The organism is Gilliamella sp. A7 (assembly GCF_002142015.1).
Lineage (GTDB): Bacteria > Pseudomonadota > Gammaproteobacteria > Enterobacterales > Orbaceae > Gilliamella > Gilliamella apis_A.
In genome coordinates this window covers 94,283-118,162 of record NZ_NASN01000002.1, presented here as the reverse complement: position 1 = coordinate 118,162, position 23,880 = coordinate 94,283, and the positions used below count along the sequence as shown (strand labels likewise).

Sequence of the window (23,880 nt, the reverse complement as noted above, 5' to 3'; positions counted from 1 at the left end):
TTAAATTATGTCAAATCCACTCTATAAAAAAAGAGACATAAATAAAAACTAGGCGATCATTTGACCGCCTATTGTGAAAACTCTGCTAACCTTATTGATTTGCAGTAATATAATCAATTGCAGATTGTACAGTTGTAATTTTTTCAGCTTCTTCATCAGGAATTTCTGTATCAAATTCTTCTTCTAAAGCCATAACTAATTCAACTGTATCAAGAGAGTCAGCGCCAAGATCTTCAACGAAAGAAGATTCATTCTTAACTTCGTCCTCTTTCACACCAAGTTGCTCAACAATAATTTTCTTAACTCGCTCTTCAATAGTGCTCATACTCTTTTTTTTCCTATAAATATCGCCGAAAGTGGCGGTGAATGTAAGTTTATAAAATGTTGAAAAAGATGCCAATCATTTTTCAACCCAATTGCTTATTTTTTGTTCAAAACATCAAATTATTGGTTTATTTTACACTATTCTGATCAATTACACCATATACATGCCACCATTGACATGTAAAGTTTCTCCTGTGATGTAAGATGCATCATCAGAAGCCAAAAATGCCACTGCATTAGCAATCTCAGCTGGCTCACCTAAACGCCCTGCCGGTACTTGTGCTAATGTTAAGGCTTTTTGCTCATCCGTTAGTGCTTCGGTCATATCAGTTGCAATAAATCCTGGTGCAACAACATTAACTGTAATTCCACGAGATGCAACTTCACGTGCTAATGATTTACTAAATCCGATTAATCCTGCTTTTGCTGCAGCATAATTAGCCTGACCAGCATTACCCATCGTACCTACTACTGAGCCTATAGTAATAATTCGGCCATAACGTTTTTTCATCATAGTACGCATTAATGCTTTTGATAAACGAAAAACTGAGGTTAAGTTAGTATTTAAAATATCTTGCCATTCATCTTCTTTCATTCGCATTAATAAATTATCACGGGTAATACCTGCGTTATTAACTAAAATATCAATATCGCCAAACTCTGTTTTAATTGCATTAATAACTGATTCGATAGACGCTTCGTCGGTCACATTTAGAGCTAAACCTTTTCCGTTAGATCCTAAATATTCACTTATGGCCTGTGCACCTTTTTCTGTCGTTGCAGTACCAATAACAGTTGCACCACATGCAACTAATTTTTCCGCAATGGCCTTTCCAATTCCACGGCTTGCACCAGTTACTAAAGCAATTTTTCCTGATAGGTTCATAACTACCCCTTTTGTATTCTATTTAGTATTTTCAATTGCAACATCTAATGACGCTTTATCATTAACAGCACAAGCTGATAATGAATCAACAATTCGTTTAGTTAAGCCAGTTAAAACTTTACCTGGGCCCATCTCAACTAGCTGTGTTACACCTTGTTTTGCCATTTCTTCAACCGTTTCAGTCCAACGAACTGGGCTATATAACTGAGCTATTAATGCAGCTTTAATGTTAGCTGCTGATGATTCAACTTTAACATCAACATTATTAATCACAGCAAATTGAGGTGCATTGAACGTCATGTTATTTAAAGTTGTCGCTAATTTATCAGCGGCTGGTTTCATTAATGCACAATGTGATGGTACACTTACTGCCAATGGTAATGCACGTTTAGCGCCCGCCTCTTTACAAAGCGCACCGGCACGTTCAACTGCTTCTTTGTTACCGGCAATTACAACTTGGCCTGGTGAATTAAAATTAACTGGCGCAACAACTTGACCTTGAGCTGCTTGTTCACATGCTTTTTGAATTGACTCATTATCTAGACCAATAATAGCAAACATTGCACCAGTACCACTTGGCACTGCCTCTTGCATTAATTTACCGCGTAACTCTACTAATTTAATAGCATCTTTAAAATCAATCACACCAGCACATACTAATGCTGAATACTCACCCAAACTGTGACCAGCCATAAATTCTGGTTGAGGACCATTAATACTTTGCCAAACTCGGTAAATCGCAACCGATGCAGCAAGTAATGCCGGTTGAGTTTGCCAAGTTTTATTCAATTCTTCAGCTGGACCATCTTGAACTAAAGTCCATAAATCATAACCTAGTACTTGTGATGCTTCATCGAAAGTTGATTTCACAACTGGATAGTTTTCAGCAAGATCTTTTAACATACCAACAGCTTGTGAGCCTTGTCCTGGAAATACCATTGCAAATTTGGTCATTTTGAAATCCTTGATTACCTAAATAATTTATAAAATTAAAATCTAACGAGTGCTGAGCCCCAGACAAAGCCGCCACCGAAAGCTTCTAATAAAATCAGTTGTCCACGTTTAATACGCCCATCTCGTACACCTGTATCTAAAGCACAAGGTACTGATGCAGCGGAAGTATTACCTTGTTTATCAAGCGTAACGATCACTTTACTCATATCCATATCAAGACGTTTGGCTGTAGCTGAAATAATACGTAAATTAGCTTGATGTGGTACTAACCAATCTAAATCAGATTTATTAAATGCATTTTCGGCTAAAAGTTCATCAACTAAATTAGAAAGCTCTTTGACTGCAATTTTGAATACGTCATTACCTTGCATTGTCATATAGGCGGGGTCATTAAGTGAACGGCGATCAACATATGGGTATTTTAATAATTCGCCATAACGGCCATCAGCATGTAAATGAGAGGCAATAATACCAGGCTCTTCAGAAGCACCAACCACAACCGCTCCAGCACCATCACCAAAAATGATAATTGTACCTCTATCTGTCGGATCAACACCACGGGTTAACATATCAGAACCAACAACTAGGGCATATTTTATTACACCACTTTTTACATATTTATCTGCAATATCTAATGCATAAATAAATCCAGAACAAGCTGCCGATACATCAAAGGCAACCACATCACCAAGATCTAATTTAGCTTGTAATTCTGTAGCAGAACTAGGAAAGGCATTAACAGATGTTGCTGTTGCGACAATAATTAAACCAATTTCTTGTTTATCAATATCCGCCATTTCAATAGCTTTAATTGCCGCTTCATAGGCCATACTAGTAACAGTTTCATCGGGTGCAGCTATCCGTCTTTCTTTTATACCTGTACGAGTAGTTATCCATTCGTCACTAGTATCCACCATTTTTTCAAGATCGGCATTGGTTCTTATTTGTTTTGGAAGATAACTTCCTGTTCCTAATATTTTTGTATACATCTAATTATTCGCTCTTGGGTAGTGCAGAAGAAAGGCTGTTGGCAATCTTCTCTGGTATATTGGTTTCGATAGCTAAAATAGCTTGCTCTATTGCTGCAAAAAATGATTTTTGATTGGCACTACCGTGACTTTTAATCACAATACTCTGAAGGCCAAGTAAACAAGCGCCATTATATCGCCCAGGGTCTAAATAACCAAAATTTTTTACTATTTTTCTTTGCAGCCATTTACTCAAAAATTTCATAACAAATGAGTTGTGCCCTAAAAGCATTTTGAACGAAGATAGAAAAATTTTAATTAATCCTTCTACCGTTTTCAAAGTTACATTACCAACAAAGCCATCACAAACTAATACATCAGTTTTACCAGTTAATAGCTCATTACCTTCTAAATAACCAATATAATTGATTTGATGATTAGCTTTTAAAATAGACGCAGCAGCACGAATTTTATCCAATCCTTTAATATCTTCTTCACCAATATTAAGCAAAGCAACTCGAGGATTTTCAATATGAAGAACCGATTTTGCTAGTATTTCACCCATTATGGCAAATTGAACCAGCATATCGCTATCACATTCAGCATTTGCTCCCAAATCAAGTACCACAGTATTTTGATTATTTAACGCCGGAATGGTGGCAACTAATGCTGGTCTATCAATACCAGTTAGAGAATGTAATAATAACTTAGACAACCCCATCAGCGCACCAGTATTACCAGCACTAACACAAGCTTGAGCTTTATTATTTTTTACTAACTCTAATGCAATTCTCATTGACGAACCTTGACTATGCCTAATAGCATAAGAAGGTTTCATATCATTAGTAATGATAGATGTTGATTCTGTCACCATCAAACGACCAGTTTCTTGATACTGGGTAACTAGCTTGATATTTTCTTTAGACAAAAAAAATCTAACTTCCTTTATGTCACCAACAAGGAAGATAGAAAGATTTGGATAATGATGTAATGCTTTAATTGCAGCAGGAACAACAATACGAGGACCAAAGTCCCCGCTCATAGCATCTAACGCAATGGTTAGATTATCCAAAATGTCACCTGAAGATTTCTAATTAGTAATTAATTATTTAGAAATCACTTTTCGGCCGCGATAATAACCATCAGCGGTTACGTGATGACGTAAATGAGTTTTACCTGATTCATCAACTGAGATATTAGCAACAGTTAATGCATCATGAGAACGACGCATACCACGTTTTGCACGAGTTTTACGATTCTGTTGAACAGCCATGGATTTACCCCTTATTCTTTAAACTAACTAAAATTGCAAATGGATTTGGTTTTTCATTCTCAGCTGGAATTTCACCAAACACCATATCTGCCTCTGACACTTCGCAGTGTTTACTATCATGCACCGGCGCAATTGGTAATGAGAGAATAATTTCGTCCTCAATTAACGCTAATATATCTACTTCACCAAACTCGTTAACTAAAACGGGTTCATAATGTTCCGGTAATGTCTCTGCTTGAGCATCGCTCTTAACAGGACTAAATTTATTCATCACATGAACTTCAGTGATAAAAGGTTTAAAACAACGCTGACAAATTTGTTCTAGCGTTATTTTTGCATCAATAGTGATAACGCAAAGCCTTTGCTCATCAAAATCAAAAGACAAATGACATTCGATATCACTTTTTGGACTTTCAATCCTTGTTGCACTTTGAGCTGGATAATATCCAACATAATCAAGTCTTTTCTGTGCTGCTTTGATTGGGTCAATTGTTAATGGTAATTTATTTTGCATAAGATATGCATGCCTACCTTAAAAATTATTAAGTGCAGCTAAAAACCACACAAAGCCATAAGGCGCGCATAATACCTTTAAATCACCATTTCGTCAATGGGCAAGCACATGATAATTTGTTTTAATTGTTGATTATTTCTTAAATATTTATAATTTTTATTTTACTTATTTCTTAACAAAAAATTTTGAGGAACGGGGTTTTTTAGCGCTCACAATTGCTATTTATTTAATCATTTAATAACTTGTGTTATTCGCTTAGTTGAATCCCTTTCTTAATTGCAAATTAAATCAAGTTTATTACGATAAACGCCCAAAACTATCTTTTACAATAGCTCGAAAATCATCGAAATTACGACTATTTAATAATCGCTTAGTTGATCTTTCTTTAACAAAATTGACGACTAAGTTATAAATTCGCATCGCATCTTCATATTCATCTTTGCTAATTGCTAATAAAAAAATAACATGCGCAATTTCATTTTTATTCCATTCAATACCGTGGGGCGCCAAAATAGTGGTAACCACTGTCTTTTTAGCTAACAACCCAACTGAATGAGGAATGGCAATATTTTCACCGATTAAAGTTGATACAATACTTTCTCGTTCTACTACCGATGGATAAAAGTCCTGTCCCACATATCCAGATTCTTCCAACCGCTGACAAACAATCTGGAACAATTCACTTTGCGTCATCGGTTTGTCAATAATTAGGAAAAATTTTTCATCAAAAAAACGCTCAATAATATATGGCATAGTACGATCAACCATAGATAAACGCCCTAATTGTTCAAGTTGATAAGGCGTTGGAAATGGTGCTATTTTCACTATTTGCTTATCTTTTTCGGTTAAACGAACCGTAGACACCACAAAATCTTCTTCAATATGCGTTAACTGTTCATACTCTCTATAAGAAAGCGTTCGATTAATTAAAATATGAGGAAAATCGCGTTTAATTTTTGATTCAATCATACGCAAAGTTGCGTTACCTAATTCACTAACCAATAAAATTTGTACTAACCTTTCATATCCTGCACTATAGTTTCGCTCTAATGCTACCCCTATATGAATTGCTAAATAGCTGATTTCATCTTCAGTCATTTTCACATCAGTAAATTTATGAATATTCGCTAATGCCGATAAAGTAATATCATAAGCAAAAGGATAATATTGTTTAATTTCATGTAATAGCGGATTGGAAGTATGAATTTGATATTTTATACGAGATAGCATCGATGAAATATGAATTAACATATCTTGACGTAACTTCATATCTTGTTTCAAATTATAGTGATAAGAATCATTGATATAAGATAAGATATGTTCAAATAACTCTAAACTTTTGGCTTGGTTAGGTGATTCCATAATAGTGCGCGACATAATCTGCACACATAAATAGTTAAATTCAGCATCAGAAAGGGTACTACCTAAAAAATAGGACAAGCCTTCAGAAACCTCCCGTGCAGCACCAATAACTGTCGAATCAATATGATCGACTTGATATTCTACTAATTCATGCCCTTGCGTAATTCTGGTTATTGAAACGGCACAACAATAGAGCAAATACCCTTGCCCTTCTGCGGTTAATTTTAATTCAAAACGTTCAAACTGATTTTGCAGTACACTTTCCAGATAATCTAAATCAATATCAGATAATATTGTCTGAATTAACCGATTAACATTAATAGTGTCCCCTGTGATATGGTTTTGCCATAATATATCAGTTAAACACGCTCGAATAGCCGACTCTTCACCAACTAATCGCATACCGGAATAAGGACGATTATCCAGCGATAAATGGTATTTATCTAAATATTGCTTAACTTCAATAACATCATTTTGTAATGTATTACGACTCAAAAACCACTCACCAGCAATATCATCCAATTTTACCGATTTTGATTGGGTTAAAAATGCAATCAATAAGGCGGAAACACGTTCTTTATTAGTTCGAGGAACCCGTTCTACTTGCTGGATAATTGGTATGGTCGCATACAGATTAGGATCTGTTATGACAAGATGATAACCAACGTTTTTAATATAATCAACTTGTGCACCATACATGTCTAATACATCGTTAAGAGCCACAATATCAGACCGAATAGTCCTTATTGATACTGAAAAACGATTTGCTAACTCTTTTTGAGGTAGCAATTCGTTTTTTATCGTATCAAAAATATACGCTAATCGTTGATAAGGGAATAGCAATTTAGATGCCATTACTCATCCTGCTAACTTTTGCGTAATCGCTAATAGTTGTTTAACATCTTCAGTTCTTGTCGCCCCAGTTGTTTTATCAATAATTGAGGTATAAATATGTGGAATAACTTTTTTCACACCAGCATTCAAGGCAATTTTTAAAATTGTTTCATAATTGTCTAAATCGATACCACCAGTAGGTTCTAAATAGAAATCATGTTCAGCACAACATTTAGCCACATACTCATATTCATCTATATGTTTTAACCCACCCATAGGGAAATATTTAATTGAGCTTCCCCCCATATCTTTTAATAAAGCAATTGCAGTTTCCACCGGCACAATAGCAGCTGGTGATTTTGAGCTTAGTGGACCTGTAGCAATATTAACTAATCCTACTTTTCCGGTTGGTGATACAAGACCATTGATTACCGTTTCTTTTTGTCCTAATAAAGCGCGACTTGTTGCTACTCCTGTAAAAACTTGATTTACATGTTGAGGCTGTAGAACTGCAGATATTTCTGACACCATAATAGATTGGTTAGGATCACCCGCTCCCAGACCAACTGAAATAGCATTATCAATGGCTAATGCATATTTTTTCATATCTTCTATTGCTTGCTGATTATCTGGATAATTTTTAGATAATACACCCACAACAACATAAGTTTGTGCAGCTTCATAAATAGCACTAGCATTATCGATCGAATTGGCTAATACGTTTAAACAAACACGATCGTTAAAATAATTTGGTGTCAATTGCATTATTTTACTCCTTGGATAATTTTTATAATTTTGTTATAGACAATATCAAGCTGTTCCGCCGTTACACTGCGAACATCTGCATCTACTTTGCCTTCATTGGCTTTATATTCCCGAAAATAGACTGCAATCTCACCTTGCTTCATCAGATCTATCATTTCAAGAGCTGTTTTACCAATAACCTTTGCATCAAATGATATTTCTGCACGAGCAATATCTCGGCCAGCACCATCCCAGACAACTTTTGCCGATAGACCATTAATAGAATTTAATTTTTCGATAAATGGTGTCATTTTGGCAACCATTTCTTGTCCAGTTTCTTGTTTAGGATCGTTAATATATAACTCAATTGCCTTAGTTAGGCCTAAAATCCCTTCTTTACCAACCTTCATTGGTCGGCCAATACCTTGAGACTGAAGTTTAAGCCATTCAATGGTTTGATGACGGCCAATAACTAAGCCACTAGTAGGCCCTTCAATTGCTTTTGCACCACTATAAATAACTAAATCAGCGCCTTGTTGATAATAAGTTTGTAAATCCTCTTCCGCTGCGGCATCAACAATTAATGGAATATTATATTTTTTGGCCACTGTTACGGCTTGCGCAACTGATAACATACTTTTTTGCACACAATGATGTGATTTAACATATAAAATAGCCGCGGTATCAGAATTAATTAATGATTCAATATGCTCTGGTTTACACTCATTTGCATAACCCGCTTCAACTACAATTCCACCACCTAAAGCGACCATCGTACCAATAGGAGCGCCAAAATTTACGTTATGTCCTTTTGGCACAATAATTTCCCTTGCTACCCATTTAGCAGAACTATGTAAATTAAATAATAAATCACGATCATCTTTAACGATTAAACCTGCGACAGCTTGCGCAATGCCAGCAGAAGCACATGATACGACTACAGCGTTTTCGACATTGAGTAATTTAGCAATGTATTGACCAGTTTTATCAACTAAATCTTTTATTTCAAAATATTCATTTAATCCATGAGATACAGTATCAACTACTTCTGCTCTGGGTGTTGAAACACCTAAAATAGTCATTCGCCCCGAAGCATTAATCACTTTTTTTAAGTGGTATTTACTGTATATTTCTTTTTCAGTTTGAGATTCTGAGCTCATTTTTACTACCTTCTTGTGTTATTTCAATGTGTGTAACTTTTTTGGTTGTATTTGTTACGATAGCGGCTAAAGGAACAAACTGTTCATGGCATTCCCTCTTTTCACCTTCTGAATCAGTTAAAGAGACGGTTTGCTGTTTTATATCAAAAATAGTCAAATCGGCATCATAGCCAATGGCTATTTCCCCTTTATTGTTTAAATGCAAAATTTGTGCCGCATTTCTAGTGACACTATCAATAATTCTAGTTTTGCTATAACCTAGACAGATAAATTTATTCATCACATTTGCTAAGTTAAATACAGGACCTTGCAATCGATTTTTAGAATATATATCAGAGCTGATAGTGTTTGGATAAACATCTAAGCATTTAGCTCGCTCAGCTACCGCAAAACTGAAACTTTCACCACCATGACCAATATCTAAAATTACCCCACGTTCAATGGCACGTTTAATTGAATCACGCAGATTATTTTGCTTATCAAATATTTGGTTTGGCTTACCATTAAAACAATGAGTAATAATATCGCCTTTAGTTAATAAATCAGCAATTTCATCAAGTTCAGGCGGATTATTTCCTACATGAATCATTAGTGGTAGACCCGTCTTTTTCTGCATCTCTTTGGCTTTGATTAACGGTAAAATACCATTTTCACCAACAACGCTTCGACTCATCCTAACTTTTATTCCAATAATAAAATTAGGATATTTAACTAAAGTTTGGTCAAATAACGGCACATCGATATCTTGCATATCAGCAAGTTCACTTTGCCTTATTAAGCCAATTTTTGAGATATTTAAAAAAGAATAAACATGAGTTTTAGCCTGCATCGCTAAATCATAAAATTCGTCCGCATCAAGTGCGCCAACACTACCAGCATCAACCACTGCCGTCACACCAGTTTTAACACCAATGAGATCGGGTTCATCGTAATAAATTGGTGAGTGAGCAAAGCAATGAGTATGGGAATCTATCCAGCCGGCACTTATATAGTGTTGATTTTGTAAATCCAACACTTGATTTGATGGTGCGATTATATTTTTGCCAATTTCTACAATTTTGCCTTGTTGAATGACAATATCAGTTATTGAATTATCAATGAGTTTGGCATTTTTTATAATTAAATCATACATAATTTAATCCAATCCCCTCGATCATAATCATGATAGAGGGAACATAATATTATATAATAGGGAAGATACCGCCAAAAATCATGGCACCTAATATTGCACCGCCAGTAATAGGCTTTTTCCATACATAAAATAATAGTGCACCAAGCAATGACCCGATACCAATAGGGATAGATGCAACCATAGCTGATAAAATAATCATTGGACCAAGAAATCGACCTGATGCATTTCCCGCTCCCATCATGACATCTGCGCCAAAGGTTGAACCACCACCACTGTTAACCGTAAATTTACGAATAAGGATGATAAGTAAACCAATTACCATACCGAGTAATAAGCCGGTTAATAACGCTACCAAAAAGTTTTCAATTGGCAATGTATAGCCACCAGCTAATAGCAACGCTGGCACACCTAAACCAATACCTGTTTGTAACGCACCACCAATATCAAGTATCCCAACCAGAGATCCCTCAATGACACGTGCAAATAAAAAGCTAGCACCAAAAGCGGCTACTGCACCATAATCGCCTGTCGTCATACCTGATTTAAGCATTGCAACAAAGGCTATTTCGTTAAAAGCACCAATCCCATATACATAAAAAGTATGCGTTCCAGCGAAAATACCCGCAGAGAGTAATCCACAAAGAATAGGGAATGACCAATCGGCATACCAAAAACTTTTATTAATGGTTGTTTGAGTATTCATAATCTATTGTTCCCTATATTATTTAAACCAATAAGACAAACCATCTCGGAATGAATTAATCATTTTCATATCAAACCCACGGAAATATCCGCTCATGACAAATAAAACAATTACCGCAGCTAACATGATTTTCATCACTCGATTCCAACCACTGTCATCCACTCCTTTACCAATCAAAATACCTAACACTAAACCAGGTACTGCATTACCCATAATTAATTGCGCTAGCCCACCAAACAACGTACCCCAAAAACCACTTCTTCTACCGGCATCTAAAGCTGCCAACCAGAAAATAACCGGCATTACAGTTGCTACCAGTAAATTCGCAGCAGGAACTAAAACTTTAGTCGCGGTAATTTTTAAAGAATCAGGAATAACTGATGTAGTTGTATTTAAAAATAACACAACAATCACACCTACAAATGCACAAGCAAAGGCCATTTTCTTAGGATCATGTAACGTTTGTGCTAAATTTCGGTTTTTTATCATCAATAATGCAGCACCCCAGTTTGGAATGATGCGATGATCAACATCTTGGGTAAATGAACCGGCAGCAACTGATGAAGCCCAAGCATTAAAAAAGAATCCTAAGCCAAATGAAAAATGCGCAGCAGGATCACCCTCACAAGAGTTAAGTTCGCCTAAGGTACGAAATGCCCCCATACCTTGATAAGTTGGAGCATGAAACATTCGAGCTGCACCCGCGCCTACTCCAAATCCACATAGTCCACCAATTACAATGGACTTCAATGCTATAATTAGAATTTCCATGACTTTCCTTTTACGTTATTTAGAGATAAATTTAATATCGTTGAGATCGATAAACGTAACATTTATTGAGACATCAAGCGTGATGTCATAAAATGTCTTTTTTCTAGGTAAAAAGATAAATAAAAAACGTTCTGTAGTTATCTTTTCAATAGCAGAAACAACACTAATATCAAGCGGTTCAATTCGTAGCATGACATTATTAGTATTTTTAAGTACTTGCTTTTGCACTTGATTTAGCGCTATAGCGAACGCACGCTGCTTTGAATCTCCTTGCCCAGTTACTCTTACTTGTATCTGCTCAGTTTTTTTCATATTTCTAACCTATTTAAGAACGAGGATATTTTTTCAAAAATGCTTGGGCTATACGTTGACCAAGTTCAACTGTATCCATAAAACCAAATCCTAGTACTTTACAACCGTCATTAATGGCTGTTTCTCCTTCTTCAATTGAACGCATACCATGTCGTTGAGAATAGCCATATTTATTTTGTGCCGTTATGGCACCTGCACCACCACTGCCACAAAACGAAAGTCCTAAATCTGCATTCTCATTATTCATTACGTCGCCTAATTTCATATCAGCTGCCATACCTGGAATAACAATTGCACGACACCCTTCAATAGAATTAATTCCCTCTGCTATTTTTTGTCCTTTGCCCATTCTATCGCCGATGACAATGATTACTTCTGCCATAATTATTCTCCTATTAATTATTGTTTTTTAGATTTAGTAATTCGTTTAATTTGCTATAGCTACTTCATAATGAACAGCCAGTAAATAAGCCTCTTCCATTGGTAGACTATTGAATAATTTTACTGTTTTACGTGCGAGCATTAAGGATTGCTCTGAGAGCTCATCAAATAAAGAAGGATCAACCTCAGGTAGTTTTTCTAGTGTTTTTGCTCTTTCAACCATTGCTTTAACATGTGATAACAACATCGCTTTTTGTACTTCATTTTGGGTTATTTGATGCTCCGTTAACCAACGATTAATGATTTCTATCGTTTGCGCAGTCACAACTTCGGGATCTAAATCATCTTCGATCATACGGAATTGTATTTGTGGCATAGTCATTCTCTTGTTTTTTTAAAATGACTTAGCCTAAAGGAAATAATTATCAATGTGGAGAGAGACTTTTTCCTATTGCAAAAGGAAATTTATTGTCAGGCTAGCTGAAAGCTGTTGTAAACAAGGATTATTATGTAGGATGTGATTGAAGATTAACTAAATTGATTTTAAATTTAAACAAACTATTGCTTAAAAGTATCATTAATAAATTTTTTTGATATAAAAAACCCCTTTCCTCAAAATTTTTTCAAGCAAAGATAGTTATTTTTGTTATTGAGGCTATAAACCTATGTAGTAGTATTAAAAAAGTAAATTGACAATTTCTTTTTGGTGCTTTTTAAGAAAGTTTACCAGCTTCCAGAGGCGCCACCGCCGCCACTACGTCCACCGCCTCCGCCACCAAATCCGCCGAATGAACCTCCGCCAAAACCACCACCATTATCCCCACCGAAACCGCCTCCTCGACCACCACGTCCGCTACCACCACTCATGGTTAAAATTCCACTTAAAATCGCACTGGCAACAAATGCTAAAAATATTAGAGGTAAGACAATATGTAATGAATAACCATTGAACAAAGTAAAACCACCAACTGATATACCATTTAGTAAACCAGTACCTAAACTTCGGCTAGCACTACGTTTAGTGGAAGTAATCGAAAATAAACTAGCAATAGTGAAACAGATAAAAAAGGATGCTAATCCATAATTAAATAAATTAGCACCAAAATCACCAGCAAGTACCGTTTTGAGATCTGGATCATTATTAGTCGCCGGTACCTGTTGAGGATCATTCAACTTATTAATTAAAACTAAAAGTGCATCATGTATACCTTGATAATAGTTATTTTGTCTAAATTGTGGCACTAATTGTTCACGAATGATATGACTAGCAATTAAGTCCGTAATGATTCCTTCAAAACCATAACCAACTTCAATTCGCATCAACTTATCATCTTTAACAATTAATAATAAAACACCATTATCTTGCTCTTTTTTACCTATTTTCCACTGAATAAACACCCTATCAGCATACTGTTCAACCGTTTCATTATCGAGTTTTGGGATCACTAATACCGCGATCTGTGCTCCATCAGTTCGAGTTTTTTCAAAAGTAATCAAGCTTGATTCCAAATCATCTATTTGTGATGGTTCTAAAGTATCTGACGTATCAATAACACGGTGATCAAATGTTGGAATTTCAGTTAATGCATAACTTACCGCACTAAAAAACAGTAAACAAAAGAGCAGATAATATTTTTTCATTATGTTTATTGTCCAAAATTGACTGCTGGTGGATTAGAAATTTGTTGTTCATTTTCAACAGTAAACTGTTGTTTTGGTTGTACCCCTATAATATTTGCAATCCATTTGGTTGGTAATTGACGAATATAAGTATTAAATGATTGTACTGTTTCTATATATCGACCTCTAGCAACCGTTATCCGGTTTTCAGTACCTTCAAGTTGGCTCATTAAATCTTGATAAAGTGTGTTTGCTTTAAGTTCTGGGTAATTTTCACTAACAGCAATTAAGCGACTTAATGCGGAACTTAATTCTGATTGGGCTTGTTGAAATTTTAAGAATAAAGCGGGATCACTAAGTTGATCTGCATTAATTTGGATAGAACCCACTTTCGCTCTCGCATCTATTACCTGAGTAAAAACGTCTTTTTCATGAGTTGCATATCCTTTTACTGTATTGACTAGATTCGGAACCAAATCTGCTCGACGTTTATACTGATTAATCACTTCCGACCAAGATGCAGCGATTTTTTCATCTTGAGTTTGAATACTGTTATAGTCTTTAAAAAAGAAAAATCCACCAACAATAATTAAAATAAGAATCAGCAATAGTAATTTGGATTTCATGACGAGCCCCTGTAAATAGTTAAACTTTCAAATAGATTAAAAAAGCAATGATAATTAGAAAATACTAACCAGTAGCCTAAAAATTTTGTTACTAAACAAACTTATAATGCTTAATTGAGGAATATATTTTTAAAACTTTTTATAAAAATAATTATGAACTATAAAATACAAAGAAGAGACTTTTAGATAGTAGACTTAATTTACATGGACTGATCGAGTTCTTTAATAGATGTTATGCCCATGTAATGTTATTAGATTATATCTTTTTTTATACAATTTGCGAAGAATTATCATCGGTAATTTTTTATTGGTATTGCTCACAATGCTTATTTTTAAATTTGATTTTTTAGTTTAAAAATTACCTAGATAATGACTTCAAAACATTCAAGTTGAGCCGGTTCAAAATAGATATCTGCGTTATTTGGACGGCTATCTGTATTACGGTGAGTATGTTTGAAATGAGCAGAATTAACCCAATTTTCAAAATCTTGTTTTGATTCCCATTCGGCATATGATGAAAACAATGTGTAATCTTCATAAGTATTTCCTTTAAGGAAATAAAAACGATTAAAACCTTTCATCTCTTTTAAATGACTATCACGATTACGCCATATTTCAATAAAAGTGTCTTCACTACCTAACTTAATTTTAAAACGATTCATTACAATATACATCTAATACTCCTTTCATACACCATACACTCGACAAAAAAATAGCACGTGATAACACGTGCTACTTTAATCGATTTATCTAAAATTTATTGATTTTCTTCTGCTGAATTCAATAACTCCGCTAAGTTAGCTGTAGCTTCCTCAGCTGAAACAGTTGTTGGTTGAATTACATCATCAGATGGCATTGCGCGTTTACGCAAACGCTCTTTATGATATGCATAACCAGTACCAGCTGGAATTAAGCGACCAACAATAACGTTTTCTTTCAGGCCACGAAGTTCATCATTTTTACCAGCAACTGCTGCTTCAGTTAATACGCGAGTCGTTTCTTGGAACGATGCCGCAGAAATAAATGACTCAGTAGTAAGTGATGCTTTAGTAATACCAAGTAAATCATGCAAGTAAACAATTGGTTCTTTACCTTGTGCTTCAAGCTCACGATTAATAATCTTCAAGCGTGAAACTTCAAGTTGTTCACCATCAAGTAAACGAGAACCACCAGGATGAATAACAGTTGCTTTACGTAACATTTGACGAACAATAACTTCAATATGTTTATCGTTAATTTTTACACCTTGTAAACGATAAACTTCTTGAACTTCATTCACAATGTAACGAGTTACTGCATTAACACCTCGTAGACGTAAAATATCATGTGCTGATTCAGGACCATCAGAAATCACATCACCACGGCCAACTTGTTCGCCTTCGAATACGTTAAGTTGACGCCATTTTGGAATCATCTCTTCATATGGTTCACTACCATCTAGTGGAGTGATAATTAAGCGACGTTTACCTTTAGTTTCTTTACCGAATGAGATAATACCATCAATTTCAGCAAGAATTGCCGGCTCTTTAGGTTTACGAGCTTCAAATAAATCAGCAACTCGTGGTAAACCACCGGTGATATCTTTAGTACCTACAGATGCTTGTGGAATACGTGCAAGTGTATCACCAACATTAATTTCCGCACCATCTTCTAATTGTACTAATGCTTTACCTGGTAAGAAGTACTGCGCAAGCATTTCTGTACCTGCCACAAAGATATCATTACCTTTAGCATCAACAATTTTAATCGCTGGACGTAGATCTTTACCAACACCAGTACGTTCAGCTACATCTAAGATCACGATAGATGATAAACCTGTTAACTCATCGGTTTGACGAGTAATGGTTTGGCCATCGATCATATCAACAAAACGAACAAAACCTTTCGCTTCCGAAATAACTGGCATTGTATGCGGATCCCAGTTTGCTACCGTTTCACCAGCATCAACCGCTGCACCATTACCTTTAGTTAGAATCGAGCCATAAGGAACTTTATAAGTTTCTTTCATTCGACCTAATTCATCAATAATAGTTAATTCAGCATTACGTGAAGTAATAACTAGTTTCTGATCTGGATTAGTTACAAATTTAGCATTAGTCAGTTTAATACTACCTTTGTTTTTAACTTGAACACTAGATTCTGCTGCTGCTCGAGATGCCGCACCACCGATATGGAACGTACGCATGGTTAACTGTGTACCTGGCTCACCGATTGATTGAGCAGCGATAACACCGATTGCTTCACCTTTGTTCACTAAGTGACCACGAGCTAAGTCACGTCCATAACATTTCGCACAAACACCAAAATCAGTATCACACGAAACGACTGAACGAACTTTAACGCTATCTACAGATTCTTGTTCAAGTAGATCACAATAACTTTCATCAAGTAATGTATTGCGAGGGATTAAAATATCCGCACTACCTGGTTTTAATACGTCTTCAGCTGTTACACGACCTAATACACGTTCACGTAATGGTTCTTTAACATCACCACCTTCAATCACAGGTGTCATTACCACACCTTCTAACGTGCCACAGTCATCTTCAATAACAACTAAATCTTGAGCCACATCAACTAAACGACGAGTTAAATAACCTGAGTTCGCTGTTTTCAATGCGGTATCAGCAAGACCTTTACGCGCACCATGGGTCGAGATAAAGTATTGAAGTACGTTTAATCCTTCACGGAAGTTTGCCGTAATTGGTGTTTCGATGATTGAACCATCTGGTTTAGCCATCAAACCACGCATACCCGCTAACTGACGAATCTGAGCTGCAGAACCACGAGCACCAGAGTCGGCCATCATATAGATGCTATTAAATGAAGATTGAACTTCTTCTTCCCCTTCACGGTTAATCACTTTTTCAGTTGATAAGTTATCCATCATCGCTTTAGCAACACGCTCATTAGCTGCTGCCCAAATATCGATAACTTTGTTATAACGTTCACCTGCAGTTACTAAACCTGATTGGAACTGTTCTTGAATTTCCGCAACTTCGATTTCAGCTTCATTGATAATTTGTAATTTCTTAGCAGGAATTTCCATATCATCAATACCAACCGATACACCAGAACGAGCTGCATAAGCAAAGCCGGTATACATAACTTGGTCTGCTAAAATGACAGTTTCTTTCATGCCTAATTGGCGATAACAAATATTTAAAATTCGTGAAATCGCTTTTTTACCAAGCGGTTGATTGATAACTGAGAAGCTCATACCTTTAGGCATAATTAACCATAAGATAGCACGACCAACAGTAGTATCAATTACAGAAGTTGTATCTTCCCACTCGCCAATGCTGTTACGATGACTTTCAGTTATACGTACTTTAACTTTAGCATGTAATTCAACTAGACCTAAACGATACAGTTTTTCTGCTTCTTTAGGACCAGTTAATACCATGCCTTCACCTTTAGCATTGACTTTATCACGAGTCATATAGTAAAGACCTAATACCACGTCCTGAGATGGAACGATAATAGGTTCACCACTTGCTGGTGAAAGAATATTGTTGGTTGACATCATTAACGCACGCGCTTCTAATTGTGCTTCTAACGTTAATGGAACGTGAACCGCCATTTGGTCACCATCGAAGTCAGCATTAAATGCCGCACAAACTAATGGGTGCAATTGGATCGCTTTACCTTCAATTAGGATAGGTTCAAACGCCTGAATACCAAGTCTGTGAAGTGTTGGTGCACGGTTTAATAATACCGGATGTTCACGAATAACCTCATCTAAGATATCCCAAACAATTGCATCTTCACGTTCAACCATCTTCTTAGCAGCTTTAATGGTTGTTGCATAACCACGACGTTCTAATTTACCGTAGATAAATGGTTTAAATAGCTCAAGAGCCATTTTCTTCGGTAAACCACATTGATGTAAACGTAAGTATGGACCAACAGTAATTACTGAACGGCCTGAATAGTCTACACGTTTACCTAATAGGTTTTGACGGAAACGACCTTGCTTACCTTTAATCATATCGGCAAGTGATTTTAATGGTCGTTTGTTCGAACCAGTGATTGCACGACCACGACGACCATTATCTAATAATGCGTCTACAGATTCTTGTAGCATACGTTTTTCGTTACGTACAATAATATCTGGTGCAGCTAAATCTAATAAACGTTTTAAACGATTATTACGGTTGATAACACGACGATATAAATCATTTAAGTCTGATGTTGCAAAACGACCGCCATCAAGTGGTACTAATGGTCGTAAATCTGGTGGCAACACAGGTAACACATTTAAGATCATCCATTCAGGCTTATTTTCTGATTGGATAAATGCTTCAATAATCTTAATTCTTTTGGTTAACTTTTTACGTTTTGTTTCAGAATTAGTGGTTGAGAGTTCATCACGTAATGCTTCACATTCAGCTTGAACATCAATATTACGTAATAATTCTTGAATAGCTTCTGCACCCATGCGTGCATCAAACTCATCACCGAACTCTTCTAACGCATCTAAATACTGTTCTTCAGTTAAGATTTGTCCACGATCTAAATTTGTCATGCCACCATCAAGAACCATAAATGATTCAAAATAAAGTACACGTTCAATATCACGAAGTGGCATATCAAGTAATAAACCAATACGAGATGGTAATGATTTTAAAAACCAAATATGTGCAGTTGGTGATGCAAGTTCAATGTGGCCCATACGTTCACGACGTACTTTCGCTTGTGTGACTTCTACACCACATTTTTCACAAATAACACCACGGTGTTTTAAACGTTTATATTTTCCACACAAACATTCATAATCTTTAACTGGCCCGAAAATACGCGCACAAAACAATCCATCACGTTCAGGTTTAAACGTACGATAGTTAATTGTTTCAGGTTTTTTAACTTCACCAAAAGACCATGAACGAATCATATCAGGAGAGGCAAGGCCTATCTTGATAGCATCAAAATCTTCAGTTTTTGTTTGTGCTTTTAGAAACTTTAGTAAGTCTTTCACAATTGACTCCTATGGAGTTAAACCAATTAGATAACTTATCATTACTGATAAGTTATCCCTATAAATAGAAATCATTTTAGTTAGCTAAGATTACTCTTCATCTAACTCGATATTAATACCTAACGAACGAATCTCTTTTAACAATACGTTAAATGATTCAGGGATCGCAGGTTCCATACGATGATCACCATCTACAATATTTTTATACATCTTAGTACGACCGTTCACATCATCTGATTTAACAGTTAACATTTCTTGTAAGGTATAAGCTGCACCATATGCTTCAAGTGCCCATACTTCCATCTCACCGAAACGTTGACCACCAAATTGAGCTTTACCACCCAATGGTTGTTGAGTAACCAGACTATATGAACCTGTAGAACGGGCATGCATCTTATCATCAACTAAGTGATTCAATTTCAACATGTACATATAACCTACAGTTACTGGACGTTCAAATTGTTCACCGGTACGTCCATCATACAAGGTAATTTGACCTGAAGTTGGTAAATCACCAAGTTCAAGTAATGCTTTAATTTCTTGCTCTTTTGCACCATCAAATACCGGTGTTGCAAGTGGCATACCATTACGTAAATTTTGCGCCAATGTCATCACTTCCTGATCGGTAAATTCAGCAACATTTACTTTTTGTGCTGCACCTAAACCAAGGTCATAAGCTTTTTGGATGAAATCACGTAATTTAGCTAACTCTTGCTGTTCTTTTAGCATTGCATCGATCTTCTGACCAATACCTTTCGCTGCCATACCCAAGTGAGTTTCTAAAATCTGACCGATATTCATACGAGAAGGAACACCAAGAGGATTCAATACGATATCTACTGGGCGACCTTTATCATCATATGGCATATCTTCAATTGGGTTGATTTTAGAGATAACCCCTTTGTTACCATGACGACCAGCCATCTTATCACCAGGCTGAATTTGACGTTTAACAGCTAAGTAAACTTTAACGATTTTGAGTACACCAGGTTGTAAATCATCACCTTGAGTGATCTTCATTCGTTTAGCTTCAAGTTTTTTGTTAAACTCAGTTTTAATTTCTTCGTGTTGTTCAGCTAGTTGCTCTAATTGAGCTTGCTTACTTTCATCGGCAATACCAATTGTTAACCATTTTTCACGTGGTAATGCATCTAATTTTTCTGCTTTAATGCCACCAGAAATCAATACATCACGAATACGAGCAAATAATGCTGCTTCAAGGATTTTAAGTTCTTCTGTTAAGTCTTTGCGAACTTGTTTAAGTTGCATCTCTTCAATTTCAAGTGCACGTTTATCTTTCTGTACACCATCACGAGTAAAGACTTGAACATCAATAACTGTACCTGAAACACCATTTGGTACACGAAGTGAAGTATCTTTAACATCTGACGCTTTTTCACCAAAAATAGCGCGTAGTAATTTTTCTTCTGGAGTTAATTGTGTTTCACCTTTTGGTGTTACTTTACCAACCAGAATATCGCCACCTTTAACTTCAGCACCAATATAAACAATACCTGATTCATCTAGTTTAGAAAGAGCCGCTTCACCAACATTTGGAATATCTGCGGTAATTTCTTCTGCACCTAGTTTAGTATCACGAGATACACAAGATAATTCTTGAATATGAATCGAAGTGAAACGGTCATCTTGTACCACTTTCTCAGAAACTAAAATAGAATCCTCAAAGTTATAACCATTCCATGGCATGAATGCCACACGCATGTTTTGACCTAAAGCCAACTCACCTAAGTCAGTTGATGGGCCATCCGCAAGAACATCACCGCGCTCAACTTTTTCACCTAATTCCACACATGGAATTTGGTTAATACATGTATTTTGGTTTGAACGGGTATATTTAGTTAAATTATAAATGTCAATCCCTGTTTCACCAGCATACATTTCATCATCGTTAACATTAATTACAATGCGTGATGCATCAACATATTGTACTGTACCACCACGACGAGCAACTGCAGTTACACCTGAGTCAACCGCTACTGCACGTTCCATACCTGTACCAACAAATGGTTTTTCTGCTTTTAACGTTGGTACCGCTTGACGTTGCATGTTTGCACCCATCAATGCACGGTTCGCATCGTCATGTTCTAAGAATGGAATTAATGAAGCACCAACCGATACGATTTGTTGTGTTGATACGTCCATATAATGAACTTGTTCAGGACTATATAAACCAGACTCACCATTTAAACGACAAGTCACTAAATCTTCTTTAAAACGACCATCGTCATCAAGATTTGAGTTAGCCTGAGCAATAACAAATTCACTTTCGTCGATTGCTGATAAATAGTTAATTTCATCAGTCACCACACCATCGATTACTCGGCGATATGGAGTCTCAAGGAATCCATACTCATTAGTACGAGAATAAACCGCTAATGAGTTAATCAAACCGATGTTTGGACCTTCCGGTGTTTCAATCGGACATACACGACCATAATGGGTAGGATGTACGTCACGTACTTCAAAACCTGCTCGTTCACGGGTTAAACCACCTGGACCTAATGCAGAAATACGACGTTTATGCGTAATTTCAGATAATGGATTATTTTGATCCATAAACTGAGATAATTGGCTTGAACCAAAGAATTCGCGGATAGCCGCTGAAATTGGTTTAGCATTAATCATATCTTGTGGCATTAGTGAATCTAGATCACCTAATGATAAACGTTCTTTTACAGCACGCTCTACACGCACTAAACCAATACGGAATTGGTTTTCTGCCATTTCACCAACACTACGGATACGACGGTTACCTAAGTGGTCGATATCATCGACTTCACCGTGACCATTACGAATGCTGATCAATTTCTTCATTACATCAACGATATCAGTTTTAGTTAAGACACTTTCGCCTTCAATATCGTCACGTCCTAAAGAACGATTAAACTTCATACGACCTACTGCTGATAAGTCATAACGCTCATCAGAGAAGAATAAGTTATCAAATAAAGCTTCAGCTGCTTCTTTTGTTGGCGGCTCGCCAGGACGCATCATTCGATAAATTTCAACTAATGCACCTAGTCGATCTCGAGTAGAGTCAACATTTAAGGTTTCAGAAATAAATGCACCATGATCTAAATCATTAGTGAATAATGTTTCAATTTTCTTATAGCCAGCATTAGTTAATTCAAGCAATAGCTCTAGTGAAATTGGTGTATTAGCAAAAGCAACAACTTCACCTGTTTCTTGATTTACATAATTTTTCGCTAATACTTTATTAACAATATACTCAACTGGAACATCGATCTTAGTTACTTTATCTTTTTCAAGTTCACGAATATGACGAGCTGTAATACGACGACCTTTCTCTGCGTAAACTTTGCCTTTTGATTCAATATCAAATAACGCTGTTTCACCACGTAAACGCTCTGGCACAAGATCCATTTTTAATTTTGATTTGCCCACTTCGAAAATAGTTTTTTCGAAGAACATATCTAAAATTTCTTCAGTTTCATAACCTAACGCACGCAAAATGATTGTTGCAGGAAGTTTACGACGACGGTCAATACGAGCAAAAAGATTATCTTTTGGATCAAATTCGAAATCAAGCCAAGAGCCACGATAAGGAATAATCCGAGCATTGTATAAAACTTTACCAGAAGAGTGTGTTTTACCTTTATCACTATCAAAGAACACACCTGGACTACGGTGTAATTGTGAAACGATAACACGTTCTGTACCGTTAATCACAAACGTACCATTGTCAGTCATTAAAGGAATTTCGCCCATGTAGACGTCTTGCTCTTTAATATCTTTAACTGTTCCTTCTGGCGCATCTTTATCATAAATAACTAAACGTAATTTAACGCGCAATGGTGCTGAGTAAGTGATCCCTCTAATTTGACATTCTTTTACATCAAATACAGGTTCGCCCATCTTAAAGCTCACATATTGTAACTCAGCGCTACCACTATAACTTTTTATCGGAAATATTGAACGAAAAGCGGCTTCTAATCCATATTGACCTTCAGGGTCTTGCTCAATAAACTTCTGGAACGAATCAAGTTGAATAGAAAGAAGATACGGTATATCCAAGACTTGTGGACGCTTACCAAAATTCTTACGAATTCGTTTTTTCTCGGTATAAGAGTAAACCATTAGTTCCTCAACTTGCTTATCTGCTATTTTAGCATGATTAAATATTCATCAGGGTACTACGAAATAATAACGCCTGACACCTCATCGAAAATATCTATAAATATCAATTGATTAGGCTTAATAAATATATTATTTCTTTATTACTTTTTATTGATAATCTTCAAATAAAATTCTTTGACTTATTACAGCGCAAAAAGGCTGGAGGTATAAAACCCCCAG

Annotated in this window: 21 protein-coding genes; all 21 read right to left on the bottom strand. The window is 36.0% G+C overall.

Annotated elements, in window-relative coordinates:
- Positions 1 to 91 precede the first annotated feature (91 nt).
- A complete protein-coding gene (gene acpP, locus B6D18_RS01400) occupies positions 92 to 325 on the bottom strand; it encodes an acyl carrier protein (protein ID WP_025316503.1) in 234 nt (77 codons plus the stop codon).
- 150 nt (positions 326 to 475) lie between these two features.
- Positions 476 to 1,210, bottom strand: coding sequence for a 3-oxoacyl-ACP reductase FabG (fabG, locus tag B6D18_RS01395; RefSeq protein ID WP_086362804.1), 735 nt, complete (start codon positions 1,208 to 1,210; stop codon positions 476 to 478).
- Positions 1,211 to 1,228: 18 nt separating this feature from the next.
- The gene (gene fabD, locus B6D18_RS01390; protein ID WP_086362803.1) at positions 1,229 to 2,164 is read right to left on the bottom strand and encodes an ACP S-malonyltransferase; all 936 of its coding nucleotides are present in this window, start codon (positions 2,162 to 2,164) and stop codon (positions 1,229 to 1,231) included.
- A gap of 35 nt (positions 2,165 to 2,199) precedes the next feature.
- Positions 2,200 to 3,153, bottom strand: coding sequence for a beta-ketoacyl-ACP synthase III (locus B6D18_RS01385; protein WP_086362802.1), 954 nt, complete (start codon positions 3,151 to 3,153; stop codon positions 2,200 to 2,202).
- 4 nt (positions 3,154 to 3,157) lie between these two features.
- The gene (gene plsX, locus B6D18_RS01380; protein ID WP_086362801.1) at positions 3,158 to 4,204 is read right to left on the bottom strand and encodes a phosphate acyltransferase PlsX; all 1,047 of its coding nucleotides are present in this window, start codon (positions 4,202 to 4,204) and stop codon (positions 3,158 to 3,160) included.
- 33 nt (positions 4,205 to 4,237) lie between these two features.
- Complete coding sequence (gene rpmF / locus B6D18_RS01375; RefSeq protein WP_025316508.1) at positions 4,238 to 4,405, bottom strand: 50S ribosomal protein L32; 168 nt, start codon at positions 4,403 to 4,405, stop codon at positions 4,238 to 4,240.
- A gap of 4 nt (positions 4,406 to 4,409) precedes the next feature.
- Positions 4,410 to 4,919, bottom strand: coding sequence for a 23S rRNA accumulation protein YceD (gene yceD / locus B6D18_RS01370; RefSeq protein WP_086362800.1), 510 nt, complete (start codon positions 4,917 to 4,919; stop codon positions 4,410 to 4,412).
- 297 nt (positions 4,920 to 5,216) lie between these two features.
- Complete coding sequence (locus B6D18_RS01365) at positions 5,217 to 7,136, bottom strand: transcription antiterminator (RefSeq protein ID WP_086362799.1); 1,920 nt, start codon at positions 7,134 to 7,136, stop codon at positions 5,217 to 5,219.
- Positions 7,137 to 7,139: 3 nt separating this feature from the next.
- Complete coding sequence (locus B6D18_RS01360; RefSeq protein ID WP_086362798.1) at positions 7,140 to 7,880, bottom strand: KDGP aldolase family protein; 741 nt, start codon at positions 7,878 to 7,880, stop codon at positions 7,140 to 7,142.
- Entirely contained in the window at positions 7,880 to 9,019 is a 1,140-nt protein-coding gene (locus B6D18_RS01355; RefSeq protein WP_086362797.1) for a DgaE family pyridoxal phosphate-dependent ammonia lyase, read from the bottom strand. The genes B6D18_RS01360 and B6D18_RS01355 overlap by 1 nt, the downstream gene beginning before the upstream one ends.
- Positions 8,997 to 10,151 (bottom strand): amidohydrolase/deacetylase family metallohydrolase, encoded by a 1,155-nt coding sequence (locus tag B6D18_RS01350; RefSeq protein ID WP_086362796.1) that lies wholly within the window; start codon positions 10,149 to 10,151, stop codon positions 8,997 to 8,999. The genes B6D18_RS01355 and B6D18_RS01350 overlap by 23 nt, the downstream gene beginning before the upstream one ends.
- 49 nt (positions 10,152 to 10,200) lie before the next feature.
- Positions 10,201 to 10,854, bottom strand: a complete 654-nt coding sequence (locus B6D18_RS01345) for a DUF4310 family protein (RefSeq protein WP_086358844.1) — start codon at positions 10,852 to 10,854, stop codon at positions 10,201 to 10,203.
- A gap of 18 nt (positions 10,855 to 10,872) precedes the next feature.
- Entirely contained in the window at positions 10,873 to 11,625 is a 753-nt protein-coding gene (locus tag B6D18_RS01340) for a DUF4311 domain-containing protein (protein WP_086362795.1), read from the bottom strand.
- Between the two features lie 15 nt (positions 11,626 to 11,640).
- Entirely contained in the window at positions 11,641 to 11,937 is a 297-nt protein-coding gene (locus B6D18_RS01335; protein WP_086358842.1) for a DUF4312 family protein, read from the bottom strand.
- A 13-nt stretch (positions 11,938 to 11,950) separates the two neighbouring features.
- Complete coding sequence (locus tag B6D18_RS01330) at positions 11,951 to 12,319, bottom strand: SFCGS family glycine-rich protein (protein WP_034884881.1); 369 nt, start codon at positions 12,317 to 12,319, stop codon at positions 11,951 to 11,953.
- A gap of 45 nt (positions 12,320 to 12,364) precedes the next feature.
- Positions 12,365 to 12,694: a PRD domain-containing protein gene (locus B6D18_RS01325; RefSeq protein WP_216818795.1), complete on the bottom strand. Its 330-nt coding sequence runs from the start codon at positions 12,692 to 12,694 to the stop codon at positions 12,365 to 12,367.
- Positions 12,695 to 13,041: 347 nt separating this feature from the next.
- Positions 13,042 to 13,959 (bottom strand): YgcG family protein, encoded by a 918-nt coding sequence (locus B6D18_RS01320; protein WP_086362794.1) that lies wholly within the window; start codon positions 13,957 to 13,959, stop codon positions 13,042 to 13,044.
- Positions 13,960 to 13,964: 5 nt separating this feature from the next.
- Positions 13,965 to 14,564 (bottom strand): LemA family protein, encoded by a 600-nt coding sequence (locus B6D18_RS01315; protein WP_086362793.1) that lies wholly within the window; start codon positions 14,562 to 14,564, stop codon positions 13,965 to 13,967.
- A gap of 362 nt (positions 14,565 to 14,926) precedes the next feature.
- On the bottom strand, positions 14,927 to 15,238 hold the full coding sequence (locus B6D18_RS01310; protein WP_086362792.1) for an antibiotic biosynthesis monooxygenase: 312 nt from the start codon (positions 15,236 to 15,238) through the stop codon (positions 14,927 to 14,929).
- A gap of 83 nt (positions 15,239 to 15,321) precedes the next feature.
- On the bottom strand, positions 15,322 to 19,542 hold the full coding sequence (gene rpoC / locus B6D18_RS01305) for a DNA-directed RNA polymerase subunit beta' (RefSeq protein WP_086362791.1): 4,221 nt from the start codon (positions 19,540 to 19,542) through the stop codon (positions 15,322 to 15,324).
- Between the two features lie 90 nt (positions 19,543 to 19,632).
- Positions 19,633 to 23,661: a DNA-directed RNA polymerase subunit beta gene (gene rpoB / locus B6D18_RS01300; RefSeq protein WP_086362790.1), complete on the bottom strand. Its 4,029-nt coding sequence runs from the start codon at positions 23,659 to 23,661 to the stop codon at positions 19,633 to 19,635.
- Positions 23,662 to 23,880 lie beyond the last annotated feature (219 nt).